Below are 23,427 nucleotides of genomic sequence, written 5' to 3'. Positions count from 1 at the left end.
ATCAGACCATCTGACTCTGCGACTGCGCTGGGTCTCGGGACTGCGTCGAGTTTCGGGACTGCGTCGAGTTTCGGGACTGCGCAGCACTGATCTCGAGGCCGATTTGATCGGCCAGGAATGCGGCGTCGCGGGCCACCGAGGCGAAGCGTCCCGAACCCCAGGTGTGCTGCCAGGGCAGGCCCAGGAAGTACAGGCCAGGAACCGATGTGACGCCGCGGTTGTGCGTCGGGTGGCCCTCGCCGTCGAACGCCCCGACCTTCAGCCAGCGGTAGTCGGTACGGAACCCGACCGACCAGACGACGGCCTTAATGTCGGTGGTGGCGAGATCGAGTTCGGTGGTCTCGGACTCCGGACGCCACACCGGCACGTAGCGGTCCTCGGTGGGCGCATTGATGCCCTCGCGCTCGATGTACGCGTCGATGTTGTCCTTGATGCTCTCGGCCACCCGATCCGCAGCGTCGAGGGACGCTTCGAGGGTCGGGGCGAACTGCAGGACGCCGTCCTCCACGCCCAGCAGACGGCCGTACAGCTGCATGCCCTCGGTGGCGAACGCGCGCAGGTCGATGTCTCGACCACCGTCACGGCCGGTGACGTAGTGGTTCGTGTTCTCGCGTTTGCCGACGCCACCGGGTTGATCTTCGATGGAGACATCGTAGACGCCCATGTCGTGCAGCCAGGCGACACAGTCACGCCCCCGATAGAAGCGTGCGACGCGAGGTGCGGTGCCGGCGACGAGATGAACCCGGCGGCCGTCGAGGTGGAGATCCTCTGCGATCTGCGCTCCGGACTGGCCGGTGCCGACGACCAGTACGTCGCCGTTCGGGAACTGCTGCGAGCCGCGGTATTCGGACGAGTGGATCTGGACGATGTCGCGGGGAAGCTTCTCGGCGAAGCGCGGAATGGTGGGGATGTGGTAACCGCCGACGGCAACGACGATCTGATCGGCGTGCATGGGGCCGGCGGAGGTCTGTAGGTCGAAGCCGCCTGCCGCGGATTGCAAGGCCTGATTCACCGAAACATACTCTCGGACCGGTGCATCGAAGCTCTCGGCGTAGCGTCGGACAAAGGCGTAGACCTCGTCGCGCTGCATGAACCCGTCGGGATCGTCACCGTCGTAGGAGTATCCGGGGAGCGCACACTGCCAGTTGGGGGTGACGAGGGTGAAGTTGTCCCAGCGCGAGTCCTTCCATTCGTGCGCGATGGTGTCGCGTTCGAGGACGACGTGGTCGATGCCTCGCTGCGTCAGATGCCAGCTGATGGACAGTCCGGCCTGCCCGCCGCCGATGACGATTACGGAATGGTTCTCTCTTGCTCTGTGGCTCTCTGTCATAGCAATTCAGCTCCCGACATACTCAGTACGCGAACGGCACCGGCCTGATACGACGCGCTGACACCGTGAATCTCTTCCATCTGCTGCGCGGCCGACGTGCACCGCATCCCGAACTTGGCGAGAACTCGATCGCTCGCCACGGTCAATGCCTCGGACGTTCGCTGAACGAACTCGGCCACCGGGTATTCCTGCCCGGGGCTCAGATAGTCGTGCATCACCAAAGAGGGCGAGTAGCAGGACTGTTCGCGTCCGTCGGGCCACCGCACCACGAACGACATCTCAGGCATGAACGGTCTCCTTGGTGATGGTGCGATAGACCGAGGGCCGTCGGTCGCGCAGGTTGTACATGCCACCGCCACGTGCCGCGCCGATGAGCGCCTCGACATCGACGGTGGCTGTGGCCAAGCCCGGCTCGACGCCTGTGCCCGCGAGGATCTCACCGCCGGGCCCGACGATCTTGGCGCTGCAGACGAACCTCAGAGACCCGAACGTGCCGGCCTGATTCGCCGCGACCCAGATGATCTGATTCTCCAGTGCACGAGCGCGATCGTAGATGTCGAAGCGTTGCTTCCACCGATCTTCTTCCATGTTCGGGGTCGTCGCGGTACGTGCCGTGGGCCACGCGGAGATGGACGCGACGATCTCGGCTCCGTCGAGCGCGAGTTCGCGGGCCGCCTCGGGGAACCCCTTGTCGTAGCAGATCTGCATGCCCATCCGGCCGACCGGAGTGTCGAAGGCGGAGTAGCTCTCTCCCGCTGCGTAGCAGAGGTTTTCGCCGAGTGGCTGGTGCACCTTGCGATACGAACCGAGGATGCCGCTGCCGTCGACCGTCACCGCGGCGTTGTAGCGGGTATCGCCGTCCTTCTCGCAGAATCCGAACGTGACGACGGTATCGCCTGCCATGTCGATGACCCGCTTGATCTCGGGGCCGTCCAGTTCCAGAGCGGGTGGAAGTGCCTTCAGTCGACGCTGTCTCGATTCTTCGGTCTCGTCACCGCCACCGAGGCTGGGCAGGTACCCACCCAGGCACGCTTCCGGTAGCACCAGCAGTTGGCTACCGCGATTACGCGATTCCTCGAGCAGGGCGGCGATGGTGGCGTAACCCTGTTCCATGTCACGGCCGAATTCGGCTGCGGCCACGGAGATCGTGATGTCGTTCATGCTTCTCCCAATCCGGTCACCGTCGAAGTGACCGCGCGCGTGGTGATTCCATCGGGCCATCGCAAGGCGACGCCCGGAATGTCGGTGAGCTCTCCGCATTCTGCGGACAGTGCAGGTCCGGACGGTGCAGTCGGTGCACCGGGACGGTCCGCGGTGATCATCGCGAACCCGGGAAAACACGTGATCCATTCGCCCATCGACGCCGAGTCGGGCTTCGGAATCGAGGAGATGTCCAATACCGCACCGGTTCCGCTTGCCTCGGCCAGCATCCCGGTGGTCCCGGCCAGTCCCGCCATCGAGACGTCCTTGGCGGCCTTGGGCGCGGTGCGGGCGACGAACGATGCCATGGTCGTCAGTTCGGCGGAGTTGCGCCGTGACGTCGAATCCCATTGCTGGCCCTGATATCCACGACGCCAGCCACCCCCGACGTCCGCCGTCAGTGTCAACCGATCGCCGACGCTTCCCCCGCCGGCCCGTACCGGGTTCGTCGTGCGGCCCAGCGCAGTGACCGACAGCGACGACGGCACCCCGGCCTGGGTGTGGCCACCGAGTACCGGAACCTGCCAGGCCGCAGACGCATTGGCGAGGCCGCGGATGATGCGGGTCAGTCGAGATTGCGTGGGTGCACCGACGGAGTCGAGCATGCCGACTGCGTAGGCACCCATCGCCGAGAGGTCGTTGAGGTTGACCAGGGCCGCGCACCAGCCGGCCCACTCCGGGTCGCGGTCGACCATCGAGGGAATGATCGCATCGCAGGCGGCGATCATGTCGCTCCCCGGAACCGGGACCCCGTCGTCACCTCGAAATTCTTTGGCACCGAGCCCGAGTGGCTGCGCCTTCAGCGGCGCGAGGACGCCGGCGAGCATCGCCTTGGTCGACGACACCAGCCGTTCGATCCTGTCGATCGGCCAATACATCGCCACGTGTGGAGTATTCGCCACCTCGACGTCTCCACGCCTGATCCAGCCGAGACGGGTGAACAGTGTCTCGTTGCGCTTCTGCACCGTCGCGTCGAAGCGCAAAACGCCACGACTTTCGGCATGAGCACAGGCCGCACGAACCAGCGCTGGGCCCACACCGGAAGTGCGCGCAGAGGTGGTGACCACCAGGCGACTGCCGGCCCACCACCCCAGATCCGTTGCCGTGCAGGGTGCCAGGCGCACCCCACCGAGCACGGTGCCGTCTCGATCGGTGGCCACGAGAACGACGCAGCGAGGATCGTCGTCGACGTCGTCGTGATCGGTGCCGGCGAACAAGCCCTGTTCGGCGACAAACGTCTCTCTGCGCAGTGCCCGATACGCGTTCAGTTCTGCTGTGCCGCTGCACGGCTGGACGATGAACTCCGGTTGCACGACAGCGATTGCAGCGCCGGATAATCCGGCGAGATCGTTACCCTCCACGACGCCGTACATATCACCCTCCCGCGTTCTGCAGAACGCTGCACGCACCGCAGGCCGCGCAGCCTGCTTTCTGATCGGACCCGAGCATCGCCGCTGCCTGAAGTTCCTTGGCGACGCGTCGGGTGACGCTTTCGAGGACGTCGGCAGCGGGAGCCGTCGCCCGGTCGACATCCACCGCCAACGTGCCTGCGAGCGGCCGAAACGGAACGACGAAGGGATACACACCCATCTCGATCAGTTCCGCTGCACCCGAGACCAATTCGTCGGGATCCTCGCCGAGACCGACCAGTATGTACGTCGAAACCTGGTTGCGCCCGAAAACCCGGACCGCTTCTTTCCATGCCGCGCGGTACTCGTCCATCGAGACCGATGCCTTGCCCGGCATCCATCGGCGGCGCACGTCGTCGTCGAGCGATTCGACGTGAATTCCGATGGACTCGGCTCCGGCGTCGTACAGGTCCTGGATGGCCTGCAGGTCACCCGGAGGTTCGCACTGCACCTGGATCGGCAGTTCCGGGACCACGGCCTTGATGGCACGTACGCACCGGGCCAGATGACGGGCACCGCGATCCTTCGCGGCCGAAGTGCCCGTCGTCATGACCATCTGCGTCACCCCGTCCAGCCGGACAGCGGCCTCCGCCACCTCCGCAAGTTGCGCGGGCGTCTTGACAGCGATGGTGTCGCCCGCGTCCAGAGACGCTTCGATGGAACAGAAGCGGCACCGTTGATCGGCGTCGTAGCGAATGCACGTCTGGACCACGGTCGTGGCCAGAACACTGGTGCCGTGCAGCTTGGCGATCTTCTCGTAGGCGACGCCGTCGGCGGTGGAGAGGTCGTAGAACTTCGGGCGATCGACGGCCTGAACATCGAGGCCGATGTCGTTGCCGTCGAACAGAACTCGCCCTTCTTCGAGTACGTACGGACTGAGCGGGTTGCGCGGGATTGCTGCGCCGAGACCATCGATGCGGACATGTCCATCGTCACTCGGGCCGGCACCGGCAGTTCTGGACACCGGCGTTGCTCCTCGAATCCCGAGCAACGCCAGATCCACACGTGTAGAGATGGACATAACCGTCCCCTAGACCATGTAGGTCGAATTGATGATGGCACCCTTGCGCGCGTAATGGATCAATGCGTCCTGCACGTCCAGGGGGTGGGCCGGGATGACACCCTCGATGAGGTCTTCTTCGCGACCCCCGTGCAGGGCCAGCCCGAAGCGGCAGCAGAACACGGTGCCACCCTCGGCGATGAACGTCGCGAGGGAGTCGTTGATGTTCTGCTCACCCGGGAAGCCCGAGTCTCCCGTCGTCGGGAAGCCGCGCGTGGCAAGGCAATTGATAGCGCCTGGCCCATAGAAGTACATCGCCGACTCGAAGCCCTTCCGCAGAGCGCGGGTGGCCTGTAGCACCGCGACGAACGATACCGACGACTCGTGGGCGATGCCGTGCACCAGCGTGAAGTAGCTTTCGCCGTTCTCTGCCTTGTAGTCGGGGAAGATCTTGGTGGACCCGTAGATGTTGCTGCCCTTGGGAAGTGAGGGATGCGGAATCTCCTCGAGGGACTTCTTGATGTTCTCGGCGATGGACTGGTCGAGATCTGACACGTGCGTCTCCTGAGGTTCGCAGAGCGGGCTGGATGCGGTGGACACCGATGTCCACCCGAGAAAACCGTCATGTCCGACGAGAGGGCAGATCCTCTGCGGCCATGGAACAAGTACAGGCCTCGTCGATTTCCGATTGGTCACGCTCGGAACAACGTCGTGTTTCAAGGGCCTCACAGTGTTGACGTGGTGTTACGCGGTTACTGTGAAGGGAAGTCCATCCACCCACCGCAGCATGACGAGGAACTCGATGATCGGCGCCGTCACCGGCTTGTTGTACGTGTTGTCCCTGGTAGTGGGGATCTGGGTGCTCGTGAAGCTCGCCACGAACAGGCCCGTTCTGTTGAAGAACAAGGCCGACCGCGCGCTGTTCTGGACGATCGCGGCTACCGAAGGCGTCGTTGCACTGCAGGCCGTGATCGGGTTCGTGATGATGTTCGCCTCCGATCGCGACATTCACCGCCTCACGTTCGGGTCGTACCTCGTCGGACTGCTGTTCCTGCTCCCACTCGGAACGTGGTGGTCTCTGGGCGACCGTTCCCGCGGCGGCACCGCAGTGCTCCTCGTAGCCGTCCTCACCCTCGCAGCCATGGTGTTGCGACTGAGCCAGATTTGGGCCGGATATGCCTGACAAACTTCAGCAAGCCACGCGCACCGGATTCGGACGCTTCCTCATCGCCGTCTACGCCGTGTTCGCCGTTGCCGCGACATCGCGATCGATCGTGCAACTCACCACCCGATTCGACAACGCCCCGGTCGCGTACCTGCTGTCGGCATTTGCAGCCGTGGTCTACATCATCGCGACGGTCGGCCTGGCACGAGCAACCGAGGCATCACGACGAGTGGTGACGGTCTCCTGCATCATCGAACTCGTCGGAGTCCTCGGCATCGGCACCCTCAGCTACATCCAGCCACAGGACTTCCCGGAGCCGACGGTGTGGTCGCACTTCGGATCCGGTTACGTCTTCATCCCGGTCGTGCTACCCATCGCAGGACTGTGGTGGTTGCGAAAGACACGCCAGCAGTAGAGGTCTGCTCTACATCTCGCGCAACTGTGTCAGGTGTCGACGCACCACCTTTCGGGCTACAGCCGACGACAACTGATCGGGATGCAGCGTGGCTCTGAGTGCCAGTCCGTCGATCATGGCGGCCAACCTCTCGGTTTCGAGATCCGACTCCGACTCCGCTCCCAACCTGGCTCGCACGACAACCAGTCGCGCCAATGACGACGACCCCTCGAAGAGCCGTCCGGCCGCGGCAGCCAAAACCGAATCGGTGCGTCCGGACGTGACGATCTCTAGCCAGACAGTGACCTCCCTGGTCGTGTGCTCGGTCAGCGGTAGCAACTCGCACAGCATGTCCTCAACCACCGCAAGACGATCGGCACTATCACTCAACCGCTCTCGATGTGACTCGATCCGCGCCGAAACTCGATCGATTATCTCGTGCGAGGCAGCACCGATCAGCTCGTCGCGTGACGGAAAGTAGTGGCGCACAGATCCGATGGCCAGGCCCGCGGCGTCGGCGACCGCACGTAGCGTGACCTGCTCGATTCCCGATCGGACGACAACGTCGAATACGGCTTCGAAGATCTTTTGACGCCTCTCGGCGGGATCCACAACTCTTGGCATTGCTCTTTTATAGCAGTGTCGTGCTACTTTGTTATTTAGCACGCTCATGCTTCTAAAGAAGGGTCGTCCATGGAAACCGTTCTGACATTCCTGCTCATTCGATTCGCGGTCGTCGCCGCTGTCGTGACCATCGTCGCCGTCATACTTTTCGCCATTGCAGTGCGACTGAAACGACGCGGCAGATGGAGTGAGACGAAACGCCGCATCGGGCCGGTGGCCGTGCGCACGGCGGACCTGTACGCGCGACGCGTTGGTCGCCAATCACGAACCGCCCGTACCGCAAATGCGGCCGCGCGGCTGATCGACCACGACGGCGACCATTCGTCATGAGGCCGATGTCCACCGGGGAGGAGTTGATGCACCACCTGCTCGTCGACCTCTTGTGGAAAGTCGGGATAGTGGCCGCGCTACTGGCGATCGGAATTGCTGCAGCGATTGCCATCTGGAAACGCGTGCCGTAGGTCCTACCACGGACCACCGACAGGTTCGAATCTCGAATCCTTCTGCACGGCAATAGTTTTCGATTGCACCATCATTGCGCATCGAACACCCGTTCGATACACTTGGTCCATGACAACGGAGATCTGGCAACTGAGCGAAAGCGAACTCCTCGCCGACGCTGCTGATGTCTCCCACCAGATCCAACTGCTCGAAGCACGGCGCATCGCTCTCGTCGCCGACATCGACACCCGCGTGAGCCGAGAGAAACTCGGCTTCCCCGGACCCGCAGGGTGGCTCACCTCCACCACCCTGCTCACCCCCACGGATCTTGTCGGTGCGTGCCCCAGGCCCGGTTGCGGCGGTGATCATGGCTTTGCGGGCGATGTCGCGACCCTCTTGGGGGAGGTTCTTCGGTGGTGTTTCGGCGAAGGTGAGAATCAGGGCGGCGTGGTCGACGGACATGACGCCGGTGTTGACGGCGTCGGCGATGTCGGGGAAGTTCTTCAGTCCGCGGGCGAGGGCAACGATCTTGGTGGCTTTGCTGGCACCACATCTGGCACTGGACCGACGGCGGACCCACCGACATGAACAACCTCGTCCTCCTGTGCGGATTCCACCACCGACTCATCCACCACAGCGACTGGGAAGTATTCATCGGCACCGATCAACACCCCTGGTTCGTACCCCCGGCATCCGTCGACCCCTACCGACAACCGAGACAATCCCACGCCCGAGCAGGCCCCCACATCGCATAGGCCCCTCGAACGCACACCAGCCCCGCACCGAGAACACGTTGCGGGGCTGGAAGAGATTGTCCGACAGCTGCTTCAGGAATCCCGAGATGCCGTCACTTCAATGCAGCCAGGTTCGCCACCGACTGCTTCACATCGGTATCGAGTGCACGGGCGACCACCGAACCCACCGGGCCGAACAGCACGCCCCCACCGAATTTCGCGTCGAGTGTCAGCTCCGAACCGCCCTCGGCCTCACGCACGTGGACGGTCAGCGAGATCCTCACTCCACCCTTGCCGCGGCCCGACATCTCGATCAGCTTCGGCTCTTCGTACTCGGTGAACTCCCAGTTGATCGTGTTCTTGAAACCCTTCACCTTCACCAGCGACTCGACCTTTGTGCCCTTGCCGACCTTGTTCGGCGGCGGACTGCACCAACCACCGTGGATGGTCATCCACTCGTCGAACCGGTCGAGCGCGGAAGCCTTGTCCCACGCGCCCTGAGGGTTCTCGGGCATCTGTACCGAGACACTGATCGTTGCCATGCATTCGAGCCTGTCACAACTTGCTCGCAGGTTCAGACGGCGAGCACTAACCTGAGACGATGGCCACGCTCGAGATCGAAGGCCGAAAGGTCTCCGTCACCAACCTCGACAAGGTGCTGTTCCCAGAAACCAGCACCACCAAAAGCGACATCATCGAGTACTACGCTGCCATCGCCCCGGCGATGCTGCCGCACGTCGCAGGACGCGCCGTGACCCGCAAGCGGTGGCCGAACGGCGTCGAACAATCCTCGTTCTTCGAGAAGAATCTCGCCGCATCCGCACCCGACTGGCTCGACCGCCGATCCATGCAGCATTCCGACCGAGTCGTCACCTACCCGTTGTTCTCCACCGCAGCGGATCTGGTGTGGCTCGGGCAGCAGGCGGCCATCGAAGCGCACGTGCCGCAATGGCGTTTCGACGGCACCGAACCCGGCCCTGCCACCCGCATGGTCTTCGACCTAGATCCCGGCGACGACGTCGACCTCGCCCGATGCGCTGAGGTGGCCTGCGAAATACGTGACCTCATTGCAGACATCGGCATGACCGCGTACCCGGTCACCAGCGGCAGCAAGGGAATTCACCTGTACGTACCGCTGGACAAACCGCTGTCGACGTCCGGCGCATCCACCGTCGCCAAACGCGTCGCCACCCTGCTCGAAGAACGGTCACCGGATCGGGTGACCGCCACGATGGCGAAAGCGAAGCGCACGGGTCGAGTGTTCGTCGACTGGAGTCAGAACAACGGAAAGAAGACAACCGTTGCGCCGTACTCACTTCGGGGCCGTTCCCTACCCACCGTCGCGGCCCCCCGAACCTGGGAGGAGCTCGAATCGCCGGGACTGCAACAACTTCGATTCCAGGAAGTTCTGGAACGGTTCCACGACACCGGAGACCTATTGGCTGACCTCGATCCGAAGCCGGCAGCGGACGAACACGACACCTCCGGCACGGACAAGCTCGGCAAGTACCGCAGCATGCGTAGCTCGGACCGAACTCCGGAGCCCATCCCGAAAGCCGCCGAGCCCCAGGGTAACGACGATACGTTCGTGATTCAGGAACACCATGCCCGACGCCTGCACTACGACTTCAGGCTCGAGCACGATGGAGTCTTGGTGTCGTGGGCCGTCCCCAAGAACATCCCGGTCGAGAGCGGGCAGAACCGTCTGGCCGTCCACACCGAGGACCACCCGCTGGAATATGCGACGTTCTCCGGACGAATCCCCAAGGGCGAGTACGGCGGCGGAGACGTCTCGATCTGGGACAGCGGAACCTACGAACTCGAGAAGTGGAGAGACGACGAAGTCATCGTCGTTCTGCACGGAGCCAAAGCACGCGGCAGGTTCGCCCTCATCTGCACCAAGGGCAACCAGTGGCTCATGCACCTGATGAAGGACCAACCCGGAGAGCACTCGACAAAAATGGACAGCCCGCCGACGGACAAGCCGGTGCTGAAGAACATCTCACCGATGCTTGCAACAGTGGGCGACATACTCGATCTACCCGAGGACGAGTGGTCGTTCGAGGGTAAATGGGACGGCTTCCGCATCGTCGCGGAATTGACTCACGGTTCGATGACCCTGCGCACCCGAAGCGGAAACGACTACACCGAGAAGTTCGGAGCCATCGGGTCTCTCGCCGAGGACCTGGCCGATCACGACGCCGTCATCGACGGTGAAGTGGTCGTCTTCGACAGCAACGGCATCAGCAGCTTCGAGAAGCTGCAGAACGCCGCCCGCGACGACATCCGGTTCATCGCCTTCGACCTGCTCCATCTCGACGGCACTTCCCTCGTGCGCAAGAAGTACTCCGACCGGAGACGATTGTTGGAATTGCTCACCACCGGCCTCGACTCGGTTCTGGTGCCGCCGTTGCTGACGGGTTCGGCTGCCGACGCCATCGCCGAGAGCCGGGAACGGGGGTGGGAGGGAGTCGTCGCCAAGCGCACCGATTCGATCTACCAGCCGGGCAAGCGCGCCCACACCTGGATCAAGTACAAGAACTGGCGCACGCAAGAAGTCGTGATCGGCGGTTGGCGACGCGGCCAAGGACGTCGCTCCGGCGGATTCGGCTCGCTGTTGATGGGAATCCCCGACGGCGACGGCCTTCGCTACGTCGGTCGCGTCGGCACCGGTTTCGACGATCGCGCGCTCGATTCACTGGCCGCAGCGCTGGCTCCGCTGGAAACGTCGGAGAGTCCTTTCTCCACGACGCTTCCGACGGCCGACAGGCGCGGTGCCGTTTGGGTGGAACCGGTTCTCGTCGGAGAAGTGCGGTACTACGAGGCGACAGAATCCGGCCATCTTCGCCACCCGAGCTGGCGCGGATTGCGACCGGACAAGTCGCCGACGGACGTCGTTCCCGAGTAGCCGACGCCAACTGCCCAGCAGCGGATTTGGCCGAGTCACAGAAACCGGCAGAAAGACCGTTCTTCGGTTGCCATAGAATCGCTGGGTGCGTACCGTTGCGCTCATCGTCGCCCGGGGGGCGTAACGAGTCACAGATCAATAGCTATATCGAGTTGCGGGCCAGCTCTACGGGGGCTTGCCGAATCGTCGAGACGCGCGCCGTTTCGATTCAGGCATGGAGGGGTTTACCAGATGCGGGTTCTCAAATTGGCAGGCGCTGTCAGCATAACGGCGGTTGCCGTTCTCTGTTCGACGCTTGTCGGCCCAGGTCAGGCCGCTGCGGCGCCCTTGTTTCCGACGCCGATATCGGACGGTTTCTACGCTCCGCCCGCCGACCTCGCCGCTATGGCACCGGGGGACGTGATCTCCAGCCGGCCGATGCCGCCACCTCCCGGCTTCTTCGACGTCGACGTGTGGCAGCTGAAGTTCCGCTCCACGAATTCGGCGGGTAATCCCATCGCGGCGATCAACACCGTGCTGGTCCCCCGCAACAAAGCCCCCAACGGGCCGGTGCTGTCTTACCAACACATCATCAACGCACTCGGTCTCGAATGTGCACCGTCACAAGCGCTCTGGTCCAACGATCCTAATCTGGCGATCCGCGAGGCACCCGCGCTGAACGCCGTTCTGCAGCGTGGCTGGACGGTTGTCATCGCCGATCACCTCGGCCCCAACAGTGCCTACGGTGCAGCCAAGCTCGGCGGACAGATCGTGCTCGACAGCATCCGCGCCACCCAGCGTTTCGATCCGCTGCAGCTGCGGCAGAGCCCGGTTGCGTTGGCCGGATACTCCGGTGGCGGCATGGCGACGGCGTGGGCAGCAGCGTTGCAGAACGACTACGCGCCCGAGCTGAACATCGTCGGCAGCGCCGCGGGCGGTGCTCCGATGAACCTCGAGCGCATGGCTCGCGATCTCGGTTTCGCACCCCACCCGGTGTTCGGTCTCGCCTTCGCCGCTGCGCTCGGCCTCGAGCGTGAGTACCCCACTCGCATTCCGATCAGCTCCCAGTTGAACCCGTTGGGCAAGCAGATCGAAAGCGAGATCCAGAACGGATGCACCAACGACATCATCGCCGCCGGAGCCGGTAAGAGCGCGATGGAGGTCGCGGGCACGTTGGACCTGATGAACAGCCCGGAGATGATCGCGGCCGTCAACGAGAACAGCGTCGAGATGTACCCCGGTGTGCCGAAAGCTCCGTACTTCGAGTGGCACAGTCCCACCGATGCGCTCATCCCGGTCAGCTCGATCGACAACACGATTGCCCGGTACTGCCGGGCCGGGGTCAACGTCACCGAGGTCCAGGTACCCAGCAACGATCACCTGACCGCTGCCGTACTCGGCCTGCCGCAGGCTCTGGAATGGATCGATCAGCGGTTCGCCGGAGTGCCCGCCGTTTCCAACTGCTGACCGTATTGTCCGACCCGGTGCGTGCTGGATGAGCGCATGGGTCGGTTAGGCTAACCTCGCAAACACACGCGCGAGGAGTCCCCATGAAGAAGACCGTCCACGTAGTCGCCGCCGGTGCCGCAGTCATGGCACTGGCGGTCGGCTGTTCGTCGAGCGACGAACCCACTGCCTCAGGTAACTCCGAGAACGGTGCCAACTTTCCCGTCACCATCGAGCACCACTTCGGTGAGACGGTCATCGACGCCGCACCCTCCCGCGTCGTGACCATCGGATTCAACGAGCAGGACTTCGCGCTGGCGCTCGGAGTCAAGCCCGTCGCCACCCGTGGAAATCTCAGTTACGACTACCGCCAACGCCCGTGGGCCCAGGAAGCATTGGGCGGCACCGAGATCCCCGAGGTCGGCAGCACCGACCTGAACCTCGAGCAGATTGCAGCGCAGTCACCCGATCTGATCCTCGGACCGTACTCGTTCATCGATCAAGGCCAGTACGACCAACTTTCGGCGATGGCGCCGACGATCGCAGACATCGGTGGATACGACGACGTCCCCGCGGCCACGTGGCAGCAGGAATTCGCCGTGGTCGGCGAGGCACTGGGCAAGAAGCAGGAATCCGACGAGCGAACTGCCGAGCTCGAGCAGAAGTTCGAGACCACCCAGACCGACAACCCTCAGTTCGCCGGCAAGGCACTGACACTCGCGTTCGTCATGGACGACGGCAGCTACTTCGTTCTCGGTAAGGACGACATCCGAGCGCTGTTCTTCACCGACCTCGGCTTCGAGATCCCCGACGCCAGCGAAACGGTCAGCCCCGAAAACCTCAGCCGACTCGACACCGACGTCCTCGTCATCGCCGGACAGAGCCGCGAACAACTGCAGGCAAACCCGCTGATCGCCGCACTCGACGTCGTGAAGCAGGACCGCACCGTCTACATCGGCTCGTTCAGCACCGACCTACCGTCGGCTCTCGGCTACTCGAGCCCACTGTCCCTCGACTACGCAATCGACGGATTCACCCCGATGCTGGCCGCCGCAACCGACAACGACCCGGCCACCGTGGTCCCAGATCCGATGTCATAGGTCACTCCGCAGGCTGCGCTCCCGGCCTTCATAGCTCACTCCGCAGGCTGCGCTCCCGGCCTTCCTAGGTCACTCCGCAGGCTGCGCTCCCGGCTTTCCTAGGTCACTCCGCTGGCACGGTGTGCGCGAACTGTGTTCGATGCAGCTCCTCGTAGCGGCCGCCCGCTGCGAGGAGCTCGTCGTGTGTTCCGCGCTCGATGACCTGTCCGTTCTCGATCACCAGGATGGCGTCCGCTGCTCGGATGGTCGAGAGCCGGTGCGCGATCACCACCGACGTCTTGCCCTCGAGCGCCTCGGCCAGCGCTGCCTGCACGGCGGCCTCGGACGTCGAATCCAGTGAGGCCGTGGCCTCGTCGAGTATCACCACCCGTGGCTGCGCGATCAGCAGCCGTGCGATCGTCAGGCGTTGACGCTCCCCGCCGGACAGGCGGTAGCCGCGCTCGCCGACGATTGTCTCGAGCCCGTCGGGCAAGGAACGCACGAGATCGGCGAGCCTGGCCCGCGACAGTGCGTCCCACAGTTCGTCCTCGGTGGCGTCGGGCCGTGGCAGCAGCAGATTCGAGCGAATGCTTTCGTGGAATAGATGACCGTCCTGAGTCACCATTCCCACTGTGTTGCGGACGGATTCGGCGGTCAGGTCTCGCACGTCGACATCGCCGAGCCGCACTGCGCCGCTGTCGACGTCGTACAACCGAGCGATCAGTTGCGCGATCGTGGACTTGCCCGCACCGGAGGTACCCACCAGGGCGACCATCTGACCGGGTTCGGCCCGGAACGACACACCGTGCAGAACCTCTTCGCCGCCACGGGAATCCAGAGTTGCTACCTCCTCCAGGGACGCGAGCGACACTTTGTCGGCCGACGGGTATGCGAACCTGACGTCGTCGAGTTCGACGGCCACCGGCCCCGGGGGCAGCACCGTCGCGTCCGGCTTGTCGGCGATCAGAGGAACGAGATCGAGCACCTCGAACACTCGCTCGAAACTGACCAGCGCGCTCATGACCTCGACACGGGCACTCGCCAGTGCGGTCAGCGGCGCGTAGAGCCTGGCCAGCAGAAGGGACAGTGCGACAACCGAACCCGGGTCCAGTCGACCACTGAGTGCGTAGAAGCCGCCGAGTCCGTAGACCACGGCGAGGGCCAGAGCCGACACCAGGGTGAGCGCCGTGACGAACACGGTCTGCACCATCGCGCTCCGAACTCCGATGTCGCGGACTCGGGCGGCTCGAACCGCGAACTCGACGGATTCCTGGTCGGGGTGCCCGAACAGTTTGACCAGTGTCGCTCCCGGCGCCGAGAAACGCTCGGTCATCTGGGTGCTCATCGCCGAATTGTGTGCTGCCGCTTCACGTTGCAGACGTGCGAGCCGTCGACCCATGCGACGGGCCGGCAGCACGAACACCGGCAACAGGATCAGCGCGAGCAGAGTGATCTGCCAGGAGATTCCGATCATCACCACGAGCGTCAGAGCCAGCGTCACCACGTTGCTGACGACTCCGGACAACGTGGTGCTGAATGCGCGTTGGGCACCGATGACATCGTTGTTGAGGCGACTGACCAGAGCGCCGGTTCGGGTGCGGGTGAAGAAGGCGATCGGCATCCGCTGTACATGGTCGAACACTGCGGTGCGCAGATCCAGAATCAGACTCTCACCGATGTTGGACGAGAGCCACCGGTTGATCAGACCGAAGCCTGCGTCCACGATGGCGATCACCGCGATGGCCAGAGCCAGCAGCACCACCACACGTAGCTCTCGCCCGTCGACGATCGCGTTGACCACCCGCCCGGCCAATACCGGAGTTGCCACCGCAAGCACCGCCAGCGCGACGCTGAGCACCAGGAAGCCGCCGAGGGCGCGTCGATGCGGTGCTGCGAACGACAGGATCCGGCGCGCAGTCTCCTTGGAGAACGAAGACTGCGCGCCGGAGCTGTTCATCGTGCGATACATCTGGTTCCACGCGGTCATCTCCATGCTCATGACACCAACGTAGAACCTCGACCGAACTCGAGGTCAAGCAGAGCCCGAGAACGGTCGCCGTCACCTCACGCGGCCGCGGCAGCTTCCGCCGGTTCCAGCGCGAGCGCCAGGATGTCGGCCACGTCGGTCATCGGCCGAACGTCCAACGCCTCCAGGACCTCCGCAGGGACGTCGTCCAGATCGGGTTCGTTGCGTGCCGGAATGAACACCGTCTTCAGCCCGGCGCGCTGAGCCGCCAACAGCTTCTGCTTGACTCCACCGATCGGCAGCACACGTCCGTTGAGCGTCACCTCTCCGGTCATTCCCACGTCCGACCGCACCGGACGCCCGGTGGCCATCGACACCAGGGCCGTCACCATCGTCACGCCCGCCGAAGGACCGTCCTTGGGCACTGCCCCGGCCGGAACGTGCACATGGATACTGCGATCCAGTGATTCGGCAGTGACGCCGAATCGAGCTGCGTGCGCTCGCACGTAGGACAGCGCGATCTGCGCCGACTCCTTCATCACGTCGCCGAGCTGGCCGGTGAGCGTGAGGCCCGCGTCGCCCTCGGTGGAGGCCGCCTCGATGAACAGCACGTCGCCGCCGAGCCCGGTTACCGCCAGACCCGTTGCGACACCCGGTACTTCGGTTCGCTCGTGCGCCTCGGGGGTGAAGCGCGGACGACCGAGGTAGGTCACCAGATCCGGCTCGTCGATCTCGAGCGCGTCCGTGGTGCCCGCAAGTTTCGTCGCCACCTTACGTAGAGCCTTGGCCAGCAAGCGTTCGAGTTGCCGCACCCCGGGCTCTCGGGTGTAGTCGGCAGCGATCTTGCGCAGTGCGGCGTCGGTGACGGTCACCTCGTCGGATGTGACTGCCGCCCTCTCCATCTGACGCGGAAGCAGGTAGTTCCGAGCGATGACGACCTTGTCGTCCTCGGTGTATCCATCGATGGTCACCAGCTCCATGCGATCGAGCAGTGGGCCGGGAATCTGATCGATCACGTTGGCGGTGGCAAGGAACACGACGTCGGACAGGTCGAGATCCAGATCGAGGTAATGGTCGCGGAACGTGTGGTTCTGCGCCGGGTCCAGTACCTCGAGCAGTGCGGCGCTGGGATCACCGCGGTAGTCCGAACCTACCTTGTCGATCTCGTCCAGCAGCACAACGGGATTCATCGATCCCGCCTCGCCGATCGCCCGCACGATGCGGCCCGGCAATGCGCCGACGTAGGTGCGACGGTGGCCGCGGATCTCGGCCTCGTCGCGAACCCCACCGAGGGCAACACGGACGAAGGTACGACCGAGAGCGCGGGCCACCGATTCGCCCAACGAGGTCTTACCGACACCGGGAGGTCCGGCGAGCACCATGACTGCACCGGAGCCGCGTCCGCCGACGGACTGCATACCCCGCTCGGAGCGCCGTGCGCGAACGGCCAGATATTCGACGATGCGGTCCTTCACGTCGTCGAGGCCGTGGTGGTCGGCATCGAGAACGGCTCGCGCCGAATCGATGTCGGTGTTGTCGGTCGTGGTGTTGTTCCACGGCAGGTCCAGCACGGTGTCGAGCCAGGTGCGAATCCACCCCGACTCGGGGCTCTGATCACTGGCCCGCTCCAACTTGCCCACTTCACGGAGCGCTTGTTCGCGCACCTTCTCTGGCAGGTCCGCAGCCTCCACGCGGCCGCGGTAGTCGTCCGCACCGTCGGGTTCGTCCTCGCCCAGTTCTTTTCGGATAGCGGCGAGCTGCTGACGCAGGAGGAACTCCTTCTGTGTCTTCTCCATGCCCTCTCGGACGTCACCGGAAATCTTGTCGTTGACCTCGACCTCGGCCAAGTGAGCCTTGGTCCACTCGATCAGCGATGTCAGACGCGTTGCCACGTCAGGTGTTTCGAGCAGATCCCGCTTCTGGACGTCAGTCAGGTACGACGCGTAGCCCGCGGTATCGGCGATCGCGCCGGGGTCGGTGAGCTTGTTGACCGAGTCGATCACCTGCCACGCGTCGCGGCGTTGCAGCATCGCCACGACGAGTTGCTTGTATTCGGCTGCAAGCGCTTTGAGGTCGTCGTTCGGGGTTGTATCGGCGACGGGCTCGGCCTCGACCCACAGGGCCGCCCCGGGGCCACTGACCCCGTGGCCGATGTGCGCACGACGAGTTGCCTTGATGACGGCGGCCGGGCGACCGTCGGCCAACCGTCCCATCTGCACGATGGTGGCGAGAACGCCATAAGCGGCGTACCGATCTTCGAGTCGGGGAGCGACGAGCAGCGTGCCGTCGTTGCTTGCCTTCGCTGCGTCGACGGCGGCGCGTGCGGCCTCGTCGAGTTCGACGGGCACCACCATTCCGGGCAGGACGATCGGGTCGGTCAGGAACAGTACGGGGACACGAACGGTTCCGGTCACTTCTCCTCCAAAGGGTTGAGCTATAGGGGCTCAACTTCGAAAGGAGTAGTGATGTTCCCCGAGCGGTCGATGTTCTCCGTGGGCAGAACACCGACCGTCCACGGCGTCCTACTTCAGGGCGCTGACCAGCTTCTCCGCGAGAGGACGCGTCGATGCGGGGTTCTGGCCCGTGTAGAGGTTGCGGTCGACGACCACATGTGGCGACCAGGCGTCGGCGTTCTCGAACTTGGCGCCGTTCTCGCGCAGCCGGGTCTCGAGGAGCCATGGGGCCTTGTCTGCGAGCCCGGCCTGGGTCTCTTCCTCGTCGGTGAAGCCGGTGAGCTCGTACCCGTCGAAAGCCCAGGAGCCGTCGGTACGGACGGCAGGCAGCAGGGCCGCCGGTGCGTGGCACACCGCCGAGACCACCTTGTTCGCATCGAGGAAGTCGACCACGAGGGCACCGAAGCTCGTCGAGACGGCGAGGTCCTCCATGGGCCCGTGGCCACCGGGGACGAACACGACGTCGAAGTCGGAGGCCTTCTGGTCTTCCAGCTTCGCGGGCGAGGACAGGATCGACTCGATCGAGGCCAGGTAGCTCTTCTGGTCCGCCACCTTCTGCTCGTCGCCACCGTTCGCGTCGACGGCCAGGCTGCCCTCGTCGACGACCGGAGCCTTGCCACCCGGCGTCGCCACCGTGATGTCCCACCCGGCCTCGACGAATGTGCGATGGGACTCGACGAGCTCCTCGGCCCAGTACCCGGTGGGGTGCTTGCTTCCGTCGTTCAGGGTCCAATGGTCGGCAGCGGTTACCGCGAACAGCAAAGTAGTCATGGTCGAACAGCCTCTTTTCTCTATCGGGATCCGTTGGGGTATGCCACGAAACGCCTCGGTCGAAACGCACCGCCGAAACGCACCGCCGAAACGCGCCGCCGAAACCGGCGGTGTGGCACTCGTCTCGTCACGTACGCGAAGCGATCACGACCACCGCGTCGAATTCGTCCGATGCGCTCACCCGCGCGTGGAATCCGCAGTCGCGCACTGCCCGCAGAGTCGAATCAGCCAGTGCAGCACTGCTTTCGATCAGCAAGTGACCGCCGGGGGACAACCATGCAGGTGCCCCCTCGGCCACGAGACGGTGGAATCGGGCACCGTCTTCGCCGCCGTCGAGCGCGATCCGCGGCTCGTGCAATCGCGCTTCTCGCGGCATCAGTTCGATGTGGGCCGTCGGGACGTACGGCGCGTTGACCACTATCGCATCGAAGGATCCGAGCAACTCCGGCGGCAAGGCGTCGTACAGATCGCCGCGGTGCACCGTACCCCCGACGGCAGCCAGGTTGCGCGTGGCGCATTCCACGGCCGCCGCGTCGAGATCGGCGGCATGTAATTCGGTGACGCCACCGACCGACAGTCCTACCGCACCTGATCCGCAGCACATGTCCAATAATCGCGACGGCTGCAGTGCTGCAGCGCAATTCACCAGGAATTCAGTTCTCCGACGGGGTACGAATACCCCCGGTTCGACGGCGACGCGTCGACCACAGAACCACACCCAGCCGACGATGTGTTCGAGCGGTTCCCCGGCGATACGGCGAGCGAGCAGGGCGGCGAGATCGTCGCTGTCCGATGCGGATTCGACCAGAATGTCGGCTTCTTCTTCCGCGAACACGCAGCCGGCCCCGCGCAGACCGGACACGACCTCGTCGTACTCGGGTCTCACCATGGATGGAGCCTCCTCCAAGTGCCTGCGCCCAACTGCCCCGCGCTGAAATACTGTAGCCCGGCATGTGTCACAGGGAGTCGAATGAACTGGGAACCCGAGGTCCGACAGATGTGTCTGGCGTTGCCCGAGACCTACGAGGAGCAGGCGTGGGTCGGTACCCGATGGCGGGTACGTGGCCGCACCTTCGCCCACGTCCTCGACATTGTCGACGGCACTCCTCCGGCATTCGCAACAGCAGCGGGGACCGACGGACCGGCTCACGTCCTCGTATTCCGTTCCCGAGGAATAGAACTCGACGCATTGTCGAGGCAGGACGGCTTCTTCGCCCCCGGCTGGGGACCCGAGATCATCGGCATGCTGCTCGACGAGTCGGTGGATCGAACGGAACTCGGCGAGCTGATCACGGAGAGCTACTGCACCCGGGCCCCGAAGAAGCTCGTCGCACTCCTCCGACGTCCGGAGTGACGATTCTCGTTTGACGCTGCGGCTGCCCGAAGGACAGAGTGAACACATGAGCCCACCCGAGAATCTGCTCGCCGATTGCGGCAGCTGCTTCGGACTCTGTTGCGTTGCTCTGCCCTTCGCCAAGTCGTCGGATTTCGCCGTCGACAAAGCCGCCGGGGAACCGTGCCGCAACCTTCAGAAGGACTCGCGCTGCGGCATCCACTCGTCGCTTCGGGAGAAGGGCTTTCCCGGATGCACGGTGTACGACTGTTTCGGTGCTGGGCAGAAAGTGTCGCAATCGACGTTCGCGGGACGGGACTGGCGAGAAACGCCGTCGAACTCGTCGGAGATGTTCGCGGTGTTCCCGATCATGCGGGATCTGCACGAGTTGCTCTGGTACCTGGCAGATGCACGTGGCCGGACATCGACCGCATCCCTGCACAGCCGGCTTACCCACGAGTACGAGGAGCTGGACGCTCTCACGTCGGAGACTCCCGAGGTCCTGTTGTCGGTCGACGTCTTCGCAGTGCGCTCGCGGGTCAACGAGGCGCTGCTCGATGCAAGCGATCTGGTGCGCGCAGAGGTGTCGGGCAAGAAGAAGAACTACCGCGGACGCGACATGATCGGGGCCAAGCTGGCCGGTGCGGACCTCCGCGGTGCGAGCTTGCGGGGCACGTACCTGATCGGGGCGAATCTGCGCGGTGCCGACTTGCGCTGGGCCGACCTGATCGGGGCCGATTTTCGCGGTGCCGATCTCCGCGGTGCGAATCTGCGCGAGACGATCTTCGCGACGCAATTCCAGATCAATGCGGCGCTCGGTGACAGATCGACACAGCTACCCGAGGCGTTGACCCGTCCCGGACATTGGACGTGACCGTTCAGCTCAGTGACCTGCCGGTGCGCTCGAGCGCTTCCTGAACGATCCTCACTGCCTTCGGTCCGACTCCGTGCAGTGACGCGAGCTCAGCAGCGGGCACCCCGGCCAGGTCGTCGAGACAGGTATATCCCGCAGCTCGCAATGCCCGCATCGCGGGGTTTCCGATCCCTGTCGGAAAAAGGGGTTCTGCTGTACTCACCGGCGCATTCTAAAACAGACCGGTAGCCTGTTGCCGTGCCCGAAACCAAGCAGAAACGCGTTGTCATCACCGGAGCGAATACCGGTATCGGCTACTACACAGCTTTGGAGCTGGCCAAGCGCGGCGATCACGTGACGCTCGCCTGCCGCAACCAGGACAAGGCCGACGCCGCAGCGGCGAAGATCCGCGCGGAGGCCCCGAACGGAACTGTCGACACGGCCACCCTCGACCTGGCCGATCTCGGTTCGGTCCGCAAGTACGCCGAGTCGGCTCCCGAATCGATCGACATTCTGATCAACAATGCTGGCGTCATGATGCCGGCGAAGCGAACCGAAACCAAGGATGGGTTCGAGCTCCAGATCGGCACCAACCACCTCGGCCACTTCGCGCTGACCGGTTTGCTGTTCCCCAAGCTCGCCGCCGACGCGAAGATCACGACCGTCGCCTCGGTCGCGCACCGTCAGCGCCCCAAGCTCGACTTCGACGACCTCCAGCTCGAGCGTGGCTACAACGCGCAACGTGGATACGCGAACTCCAAGCTCGCGAACATCCTGTTCGCGCTGGAACTGCAGCGTCGGATCGACAAGGCCGGATCCAAGGTCACCAGCAATGCGGCACACCCCGGCATCTCGTCGACCGAGCTCTACTCGAGCCCGGACGGCTTGGGCAGCAACAAGATCCTGGCGACCCTGGCACCGATCGGACTGAAGTTCATCTCTCAGTCCGCCCGTGCCGGAGCGCTTCCCACACTCTATGCGGTCGACGTCGCAGGCGGCGGTACCTACAGCGGTCCCACATCGCTGTTCGAGTCCCGCGGCAAGCCGGGCCCGGCGAGCATGACCAAGATGGCTCAGGATCCCGCACTCGCAGCCCAGCTGTGGGACGCCAGCGAGAAACTCACTGGAGTCGGCTACCCGTTCTGAGACGGAATCCCGGCGAGATAGACCGATATCGGAAGCCGGGGTTTCGCAACATCTTTCCTCTTCGACGAGAACTACGTCACGACAGAAGGTTTCGTCATCACAACTTCGTGCTCCTGGGGAGCAAGGGGGTAAGGGACTCTGTCACCGGTGTCGTTGAATCCCATGCGCCGATAGAACGCCTGGGCGCGTTGATTGTGCTCGTGCACCTCCAGCGTCAGCTGGTCGTGCCCACGTTTGCCGGCCCACCGCTCGATTTCGAGCAGCAAGGCTTCGGCCAAGCCTTCGCCCCGCAGGAGCGGCGTCACGTAGACGCCCAGCAGAAATGTCCTGCCGTCCTCGACCCGAGCCCGCATGATCCCTACCCATCGACCGGCGTCGTCCACCGCGGCGAATCCACACGACAGCGCAGAACTGGTTTCGGCGGCTCGCCGCAGCCAGTCGTCGTCCGATTGCCGCGACGCAGCATCGAGAGTCTCGCCGAAGGCCTTCGGCGAATCTGCCAACATCTCGAGGCGAAGCGCACGGAACGACCGCCACGACTCGGCCGTGACAGGAACGATACGAAACGCCATGAAGTCGATGCTAGGGAATCGGAAGGCCGATACGGGCTCACGGCCCACCTATGGCGTCCAAGACGGAGCCACTGCAAAACAAAGGGAGACACCCACTACTGACGGCGGTCGGGGGCGACAGCAGTAGCGGGTGTCTCATTGACCATTCGGGGCCCGTCACCGGGTGGATGGGTAGCGGATGGGAAATTCTCTCGAAGTTTTTTCACCGACCGAGGCATAGCCTGTGACCATGCCTTTCGAAGCAGCGAACCACTACGACTTCAGCGGTGACGACCTCACCGGAACCGTCGACGCCCATCGCTCCGCCGGAGTGTGGGCGGCGCAGCTCGTCCTCAGTGGAGAGACGCTGGAATCCACCGACGTCACCCGATCCGATCTGGGATTCGAGGTGCGGACCGTCGTCGAGACCCTCTCGGACGGTAACCGGACCCACCTGCTCGTCGTTCTGCCCCGCGTCAACATCGATACGGACGACGGCCAGGACGTCACGTTCACCTCGTACGCAGTGCTGTACACCGTGCACGGCGGAACCACCGAGCAGCACGGCCCGACCGAGTCGTACGACGTGCGGTTGCTCACCGGAACCGCGTCGCTCGTGCAGTGACCGCCGCGGAAATAACCCGG

The 23,427-nt window shown here is 64.1% G+C and carries 26 protein-coding genes and 1 pseudogene; 13 read left to right on the top strand and 14 right to left on the bottom strand.

All coding sequences use genetic code 11. From position 1 onward, the window contains the following. Window position 1: 1 nt before the first annotated feature. From AB0O58_RS05730 to AB0O58_RS05705, 6 genes are read right to left on the bottom strand one after another with little or no spacing between them, the layout of a single operon-like run. Window positions 2–1,330: an MSMEG_0569 family flavin-dependent oxidoreductase gene (locus tag AB0O58_RS05730; RefSeq protein WP_241258169.1), complete on the bottom strand. Its 1,329-nt coding sequence runs from the start codon at window positions 1,328–1,330 to the stop codon at window positions 2–4. Beyond that, on the bottom strand, window positions 1,327–1,617 hold the full coding sequence (locus AB0O58_RS05725) for an MSMEG_0570 family nitrogen starvation response protein (protein WP_027495242.1): 291 nt from the start codon (window positions 1,615–1,617) through the stop codon (window positions 1,327–1,329). Before AB0O58_RS05725 ends, AB0O58_RS05730 begins: the two co-directional genes overlap by 4 nt. Beyond that, on the bottom strand, window positions 1,610–2,491 hold the full coding sequence (locus AB0O58_RS05720) for a carbon-nitrogen hydrolase family protein (protein ID WP_032372540.1): 882 nt from the start codon (window positions 2,489–2,491) through the stop codon (window positions 1,610–1,612). Before AB0O58_RS05720 ends, AB0O58_RS05725 begins: the two co-directional genes overlap by 8 nt. Continuing rightward, window positions 2,488–3,903, bottom strand: a complete 1,416-nt coding sequence (locus AB0O58_RS05715; protein ID WP_032372541.1) for an MSMEG_0567/sll0787 family protein — start codon at window positions 3,901–3,903, stop codon at window positions 2,488–2,490. The genes AB0O58_RS05720 and AB0O58_RS05715 overlap by 4 nt, the downstream gene beginning before the upstream one ends. Window position 3,904: 1 nt before the next feature. Next, window positions 3,905–4,960: an MSMEG_0568 family radical SAM protein gene (locus tag AB0O58_RS05710; RefSeq protein WP_032372542.1), complete on the bottom strand. Its 1,056-nt coding sequence runs from the start codon at window positions 4,958–4,960 to the stop codon at window positions 3,905–3,907. A gap of 9 nt (window positions 4,961–4,969) precedes the next feature. Beyond that, the gene (locus AB0O58_RS05705; RefSeq protein WP_027495238.1) at window positions 4,970–5,494 is read right to left on the bottom strand and encodes an MSMEG_0572/Sll0783 family nitrogen starvation response protein; all 525 of its coding nucleotides are present in this window, start codon (window positions 5,492–5,494) and stop codon (window positions 4,970–4,972) included. Between the two features lie 232 nt (window positions 5,495–5,726). Between AB0O58_RS05705 and AB0O58_RS05700 the strand changes: the two genes are divergently transcribed. Then, window positions 5,727–6,122: a hypothetical protein gene (locus AB0O58_RS05700; protein ID WP_230074147.1), complete on the top strand. Its 396-nt coding sequence runs from the start codon at window positions 5,727–5,729 to the stop codon at window positions 6,120–6,122. Further along, window positions 6,115–6,519 carry a hypothetical protein gene (locus AB0O58_RS05695; RefSeq protein WP_027495236.1) on the top strand — a complete coding sequence of 135 codons (405 nt, stop codon included), beginning with the start codon at window positions 6,115–6,117 and terminating at the stop codon, window positions 6,517–6,519. Before AB0O58_RS05700 ends, AB0O58_RS05695 begins: the two co-directional genes overlap by 8 nt. Window positions 6,520–6,528: 9 nt before the next feature. On the opposite strand, the gene AB0O58_RS05690 is transcribed toward AB0O58_RS05695, so the two are convergent. Next, on the bottom strand, window positions 6,529–7,122 hold the full coding sequence (locus AB0O58_RS05690; protein ID WP_219519296.1) for a TetR family transcriptional regulator C-terminal domain-containing protein: 594 nt from the start codon (window positions 7,120–7,122) through the stop codon (window positions 6,529–6,531). 69 nt (window positions 7,123–7,191) lie between these two features. On the opposite strand from AB0O58_RS05690, the gene AB0O58_RS05685 reads away from it, so the two are divergent. From AB0O58_RS05685 to AB0O58_RS05670, 4 genes and pseudogenes are all read left to right on the top strand, one after another. After that, complete coding sequence (locus AB0O58_RS05685) at window positions 7,192–7,452, top strand: hypothetical protein (RefSeq protein WP_219519297.1); 261 nt, start codon at window positions 7,192–7,194, stop codon at window positions 7,450–7,452. 5 nt (window positions 7,453–7,457) lie between these two features. Then, window positions 7,458–7,583 (top strand): NAD-glutamate dehydrogenase, encoded by a 126-nt coding sequence (locus AB0O58_RS05680; RefSeq protein ID WP_143547111.1) that lies wholly within the window; start codon window positions 7,458–7,460, stop codon window positions 7,581–7,583. Between the two features lie 109 nt (window positions 7,584–7,692). Beyond that, on the top strand, window positions 7,693–8,151 hold the full coding sequence (locus tag AB0O58_RS05675; protein WP_366237991.1) for a hypothetical protein: 459 nt from the start codon (window positions 7,693–7,695) through the stop codon (window positions 8,149–8,151). Beyond that, window positions 8,109–8,318: pseudogene (locus tag AB0O58_RS05670) on the top strand (HNH endonuclease signature motif containing protein); the annotation flags it as partial. The gene AB0O58_RS05675 and the pseudogene AB0O58_RS05670, both read left to right, overlap by 43 nt. A gap of 92 nt (window positions 8,319–8,410) precedes the next feature. Here the strand turns inward: AB0O58_RS05670 and AB0O58_RS05665 are convergent. Continuing rightward, window positions 8,411–8,839 (bottom strand): SRPBCC family protein, encoded by a 429-nt coding sequence (locus tag AB0O58_RS05665; RefSeq protein ID WP_027495234.1) that lies wholly within the window; start codon window positions 8,837–8,839, stop codon window positions 8,411–8,413. Between the two features lie 59 nt (window positions 8,840–8,898). On the opposite strand from AB0O58_RS05665, the gene AB0O58_RS05660 reads away from it, so the two are divergent. The 3 genes from AB0O58_RS05660 to AB0O58_RS05650 all read left to right on the top strand — a co-directional run bounded on the left by AB0O58_RS05660 (window position 8,899) and on the right by AB0O58_RS05650 (window position 13,730). Next, entirely contained in the window at window positions 8,899–11,205 is a 2,307-nt protein-coding gene (locus AB0O58_RS05660) for an ATP-dependent DNA ligase (protein ID WP_366237990.1), read from the top strand. A 231-nt stretch (window positions 11,206–11,436) separates the two neighbouring features. After that, on the top strand, window positions 11,437–12,651 hold the full coding sequence (locus AB0O58_RS05655; RefSeq protein WP_027495232.1) for a lipase family protein: 1,215 nt from the start codon (window positions 11,437–11,439) through the stop codon (window positions 12,649–12,651). 83 nt (window positions 12,652–12,734) lie between these two features. After that, on the top strand, window positions 12,735–13,730 hold the full coding sequence (locus AB0O58_RS05650; protein ID WP_032372545.1) for an iron-siderophore ABC transporter substrate-binding protein: 996 nt from the start codon (window positions 12,735–12,737) through the stop codon (window positions 13,728–13,730). Window positions 13,731–13,833: 103 nt separating this feature from the next. On the opposite strand, the gene AB0O58_RS05645 is transcribed toward AB0O58_RS05650, so the two are convergent. The 4 genes from AB0O58_RS05645 to AB0O58_RS05630 all read right to left on the bottom strand — a co-directional run bounded on the left by AB0O58_RS05645 (window position 13,834) and on the right by AB0O58_RS05630 (window position 19,788). Continuing rightward, window positions 13,834–15,708, bottom strand: a complete 1,875-nt coding sequence (locus AB0O58_RS05645; protein WP_032372546.1) for an ABC transporter ATP-binding protein — start codon at window positions 15,706–15,708, stop codon at window positions 13,834–13,836. 65 nt (window positions 15,709–15,773) lie between these two features. After that, window positions 15,774–18,029, bottom strand: a complete 2,256-nt coding sequence (gene lon / locus AB0O58_RS05640; RefSeq protein ID WP_230593532.1) for an endopeptidase La — start codon at window positions 18,027–18,029, stop codon at window positions 15,774–15,776. Window positions 18,030–18,197: 168 nt separating this feature from the next. Further along, on the bottom strand, window positions 18,198–18,899 hold the full coding sequence (locus AB0O58_RS05635) for a type 1 glutamine amidotransferase domain-containing protein (RefSeq protein ID WP_027495228.1): 702 nt from the start codon (window positions 18,897–18,899) through the stop codon (window positions 18,198–18,200). Window positions 18,900–19,026: 127 nt separating this feature from the next. Continuing rightward, window positions 19,027–19,788 carry a putative protein N(5)-glutamine methyltransferase gene (locus AB0O58_RS05630; RefSeq protein WP_032372548.1) on the bottom strand — a complete coding sequence of 254 codons (762 nt, stop codon included), beginning with the start codon at window positions 19,786–19,788 and terminating at the stop codon, window positions 19,027–19,029. Window positions 19,789–19,869: 81 nt separating this feature from the next. Between AB0O58_RS05630 and AB0O58_RS05625 the strand changes: the two genes are divergently transcribed. After that, window positions 19,870–20,253 (top strand): MmcQ/YjbR family DNA-binding protein, encoded by a 384-nt coding sequence (locus AB0O58_RS05625; RefSeq protein WP_027495226.1) that lies wholly within the window; start codon window positions 19,870–19,872, stop codon window positions 20,251–20,253. 46 nt (window positions 20,254–20,299) lie between these two features. Beyond that, window positions 20,300–21,106, top strand: coding sequence for a pentapeptide repeat-containing protein (locus AB0O58_RS05620; RefSeq protein WP_032372549.1), 807 nt, complete (start codon window positions 20,300–20,302; stop codon window positions 21,104–21,106). Window positions 21,107–21,110: 4 nt separating this feature from the next. On the opposite strand, the gene AB0O58_RS05615 is transcribed toward AB0O58_RS05620, so the two are convergent. After that, window positions 21,111–21,260, bottom strand: coding sequence for a helix-hairpin-helix domain-containing protein (locus tag AB0O58_RS05615; RefSeq protein WP_141214575.1), 150 nt, complete (start codon window positions 21,258–21,260; stop codon window positions 21,111–21,113). Between the two features lie 83 nt (window positions 21,261–21,343). Here AB0O58_RS05615 and AB0O58_RS05610 point away from each other — a divergent pair, with 83 nt between their 5' ends. After that, window positions 21,344–22,231, top strand: coding sequence for an oxidoreductase (locus AB0O58_RS05610; protein ID WP_027495223.1), 888 nt, complete (start codon window positions 21,344–21,346; stop codon window positions 22,229–22,231). Between the two features lie 71 nt (window positions 22,232–22,302). On the opposite strand, the gene AB0O58_RS05605 is transcribed toward AB0O58_RS05610, so the two are convergent. After that, window positions 22,303–22,803 (bottom strand): GNAT family N-acetyltransferase, encoded by a 501-nt coding sequence (locus AB0O58_RS05605; RefSeq protein WP_032372551.1) that lies wholly within the window; start codon window positions 22,801–22,803, stop codon window positions 22,303–22,305. Between the two features lie 229 nt (window positions 22,804–23,032). On the opposite strand from AB0O58_RS05605, the gene AB0O58_RS05600 reads away from it, so the two are divergent. Continuing rightward, window positions 23,033–23,407 (top strand): hypothetical protein, encoded by a 375-nt coding sequence (locus AB0O58_RS05600; RefSeq protein WP_366237989.1) that lies wholly within the window; start codon window positions 23,033–23,035, stop codon window positions 23,405–23,407. Window positions 23,408–23,427: the final 20 nt, after the last annotated feature.

Source organism: Rhodococcus sp. NPDC080181, assembly GCF_040702225.1.
Classification (GTDB): Bacteria; Actinomycetota; Actinomycetes; order Mycobacteriales; family Mycobacteriaceae; genus Rhodococcoides; species Rhodococcoides fascians.
The sequence above is the reverse complement of the archived record's forward strand: the minus strand, read 5'-3'. Positions and strand labels throughout refer to the sequence as shown.

Excerpts from the sequence above, each read along its gene's own strand:
- AB0O58_RS05730 (WP_241258169.1), bottom strand. The coding sequence starts at position 1,330 with ATGACAGAGAGCCACAGAGCAAGAGAGAACCATTCCGTAATCGTCATC.
- AB0O58_RS05725 (WP_027495242.1), bottom strand. The coding sequence starts at position 1,617 with ATGCCTGAGATGTCGTTCGTGGTGCGGTGGCCCGACGGACGCGAACAG.
- AB0O58_RS05720 (WP_032372540.1), bottom strand. The coding sequence starts at position 2,491 with ATGAACGACATCACGATCTCCGTGGCCGCAGCCGAATTCGGCCGTGAC.
- AB0O58_RS05715 (WP_032372541.1), bottom strand. The coding sequence starts at position 3,903 with ATGTACGGCGTCGTGGAGGGTAACGATCTCGCCGGATTATCCGGCGCT.
- AB0O58_RS05710 (WP_032372542.1), bottom strand. The coding sequence starts at position 4,960 with ATGTCCATCTCTACACGTGTGGATCTGGCGTTGCTCGGGATTCGAGGA.
- AB0O58_RS05700 (WP_230074147.1), top strand. The coding sequence starts at position 5,727 with ATGACGAGGAACTCGATGATCGGCGCCGTCACCGGCTTGTTGTACGTG.
- AB0O58_RS05695 (WP_027495236.1), top strand. The coding sequence starts at position 6,115 with ATGCCTGACAAACTTCAGCAAGCCACGCGCACCGGATTCGGACGCTTC.
- AB0O58_RS05690 (WP_219519296.1), bottom strand. The coding sequence starts at position 7,122 with ATGCCAAGAGTTGTGGATCCCGCCGAGAGGCGTCAAAAGATCTTCGAA.
- AB0O58_RS05685 (WP_219519297.1), top strand. The coding sequence starts at position 7,192 with ATGGAAACCGTTCTGACATTCCTGCTCATTCGATTCGCGGTCGTCGCC.
- AB0O58_RS05680 (WP_143547111.1), top strand. The coding sequence starts at position 7,458 with ATGTCCACCGGGGAGGAGTTGATGCACCACCTGCTCGTCGACCTCTTG.
- AB0O58_RS05675 (WP_366237991.1), top strand. The coding sequence starts at position 7,693 with ATGACAACGGAGATCTGGCAACTGAGCGAAAGCGAACTCCTCGCCGAC.
- AB0O58_RS05665 (WP_027495234.1), bottom strand. The coding sequence starts at position 8,839 with ATGGCAACGATCAGTGTCTCGGTACAGATGCCCGAGAACCCTCAGGGC.
- AB0O58_RS05660 (WP_366237990.1), top strand. The coding sequence starts at position 8,899 with ATGGCCACGCTCGAGATCGAAGGCCGAAAGGTCTCCGTCACCAACCTC.
- AB0O58_RS05655 (WP_027495232.1), top strand. The coding sequence starts at position 11,437 with ATGCGGGTTCTCAAATTGGCAGGCGCTGTCAGCATAACGGCGGTTGCC.
- AB0O58_RS05650 (WP_032372545.1), top strand. The coding sequence starts at position 12,735 with ATGAAGAAGACCGTCCACGTAGTCGCCGCCGGTGCCGCAGTCATGGCA.
- AB0O58_RS05645 (WP_032372546.1), bottom strand. The coding sequence starts at position 15,708 with ATGAGCATGGAGATGACCGCGTGGAACCAGATGTATCGCACGATGAAC.
- lon (WP_230593532.1), bottom strand. The coding sequence starts at position 18,029 with ATGGTGGTGCCCGTCGAACTCGACGAGGCCGCACGCGCCGCCGTCGAC.
- AB0O58_RS05635 (WP_027495228.1), bottom strand. The coding sequence starts at position 18,899 with ATGACTACTTTGCTGTTCGCGGTAACCGCTGCCGACCATTGGACCCTG.
- AB0O58_RS05630 (WP_032372548.1), bottom strand. The coding sequence starts at position 19,788 with ATGGTGAGACCCGAGTACGACGAGGTCGTGTCCGGTCTGCGCGGGGCC.
- AB0O58_RS05625 (WP_027495226.1), top strand. The coding sequence starts at position 19,870 with ATGAACTGGGAACCCGAGGTCCGACAGATGTGTCTGGCGTTGCCCGAG.
- AB0O58_RS05620 (WP_032372549.1), top strand. The coding sequence starts at position 20,300 with ATGAGCCCACCCGAGAATCTGCTCGCCGATTGCGGCAGCTGCTTCGGA.
- AB0O58_RS05615 (WP_141214575.1), bottom strand. The coding sequence starts at position 21,260 with ATGCGGGCATTGCGAGCTGCGGGATATACCTGTCTCGACGACCTGGCC.
- AB0O58_RS05605 (WP_032372551.1), bottom strand. The coding sequence starts at position 22,803 with ATGGCGTTTCGTATCGTTCCTGTCACGGCCGAGTCGTGGCGGTCGTTC.
- AB0O58_RS05600 (WP_366237989.1), top strand. The coding sequence starts at position 23,033 with ATGCCTTTCGAAGCAGCGAACCACTACGACTTCAGCGGTGACGACCTC.